Below are 1,507 nucleotides of genomic sequence, written 5' to 3' on the forward strand. Positions count from 1 at the left end.
GCCCACATCACCAGGGCGGTCGAGGCCGCGGTCGCCCCGTGAGCCGGGGGTCGGCGATCCAGCAAGGCCACCGATCGGCCGGCGGCCGACAGCCGGTCGGCGAGCATGGCGCCCATCACGCCGGCGCCGACAATGGCGACATCGACCGGGGCGCCTGGCAGCGGGTCGGACACCAGGGGGTTGCTGTCGTCGGCGCGCCAGCAGGTCCGTCCGCCGCGCAGATCGAGGGTTTCGGTGAGCGTCATGACAGGCCTCGCAAGGATGAGACCGCCAAACGCCTTGGACCGGTTTTGGATCACCACGGTCCGAAGGGACGCCCCTCGCCTGGGACGTGCTCATGACGCGGCTCGGCGACACGGGCTATTTCGCCCAGGGCGGGGACTGGGGCACGGGCGTCGTCCAGGCCACGGGGCGCCAAGCGCCCTCCGGACGGCTCGGCATCCACACCAACCGGCCGGCGACAATACCCGGCGATGTCGGCCCGGCGCTCGGGGGCGGTCCGCTCCCGCCGGGACTGTCGCCCGAAGAACGGGCGACGGTCGATCAGCTCAAGGCCTTCGGCCAGTTCATCGATCGCCCCAAATTGACCCGGCGGTCGCAACGAGCCCAAGGCCGAGGCTCAAGTCGCTGGGAGTAAGAGGAATCGAACCTTCGAACCTGGAGACCGGAGTGCGCCAGGCGGAGACCTTCGCTGGTCGCTGCATCGCGGACCTTCACCGATCGGTAGAATTGGCGGGCGTTCCCGTTACCTGAGGGCCTCAGGCGTCACTCAGTCGAACGAGGCCTTTACCGGTGACGTCGCCACGCAGCAGGGCGCAAAACGCCTCCGGAGCCGCCTCAAGCCCCTCGAACACGATCTCGCGGAATACCATCTTGCCCGCCGCGCGCCAGGCCAGCATGTCGGCGACGAACCGATCATAGGCCTCCAGGCAGTCCATGAACCGGTAGGCCCGCACGGTCAGGAAACGGTCGAGGACGTACTCGAAGTTCTCGAACGGCGGGACCTTGCCGCCGGTGTTGTAGATGCTGACGAAGCCGCTGATCAGGATTTGGCGCAGCTCGTTCATCAGCGGCAGACACGCCGACAGGTGCTCGGGACTCGCATTCTCCAGCACAAGGTCGATGCCGTTGGGACACGCTCGCGCCAGGGCGTCGGCAAGGCCGGCCGTGCGATAGTTGAAAGCCTCATGGACCCCGATCTCACGCCTTAGCCAGGCGACCTTTTCGTCGGTGCCGGCCGAGGTCACGACCCTCAACCCCTTGATCAAGGCGATCTGGCAAGCCACGGAGCCCACAGTCCCCGCACCGCTGGAGACGACCACCGTGTCGCCGGGCACGCACTCTGCGAGGCAGGCCATTCCGGCGTAGGCCGTCATGGAGGCGATGCCGAGCAGGCCGGCATAGTCCCGCGGAGCGGCGCCCGGCGCGGCACGCACCACAAGGGCGTCGCTCGACGTCATGAATGGAATGAAGTTGTCGCCGCGCGAGATGAAGTGATCCTGCCAGC

General features: G+C 67.8%; 3 protein-coding genes. 1 reads left to right on the plus strand and 2 read right to left on the minus strand.

Annotated elements, in window-relative coordinates:
• Positions 1-245, minus strand: a 245-nt coding sequence (locus RMO04_RS21125) for an FAD-dependent oxidoreductase (RefSeq protein ID WP_309646739.1), incomplete at its 3' end; no start/stop codon positions are given.
• 92 nt (positions 246-337) lie between these two features.
• Here RMO04_RS21125 and RMO04_RS21130 point away from each other — a divergent pair.
• A complete protein-coding gene (locus tag RMO04_RS21130) occupies positions 338-637 on the plus strand; it encodes a hypothetical protein (RefSeq protein WP_309646740.1) in 300 nt (99 codons plus the stop codon).
• Between the two features lie 121 nt (positions 638-758).
• On the opposite strand, the gene RMO04_RS21135 is transcribed toward RMO04_RS21130, so the two are convergent.
• A partial coding sequence (locus RMO04_RS21135) for an NADP-dependent oxidoreductase (RefSeq protein WP_309646741.1) occupies positions 759-1,507 on the minus strand: 749 nt, incomplete at its 5' end.

This window comes from Phenylobacterium sp. (assembly GCF_031412415.1).
In the GTDB taxonomy this organism is placed as follows: Bacteria; Pseudomonadota; Alphaproteobacteria; order Caulobacterales; family Caulobacteraceae; genus Phenylobacterium.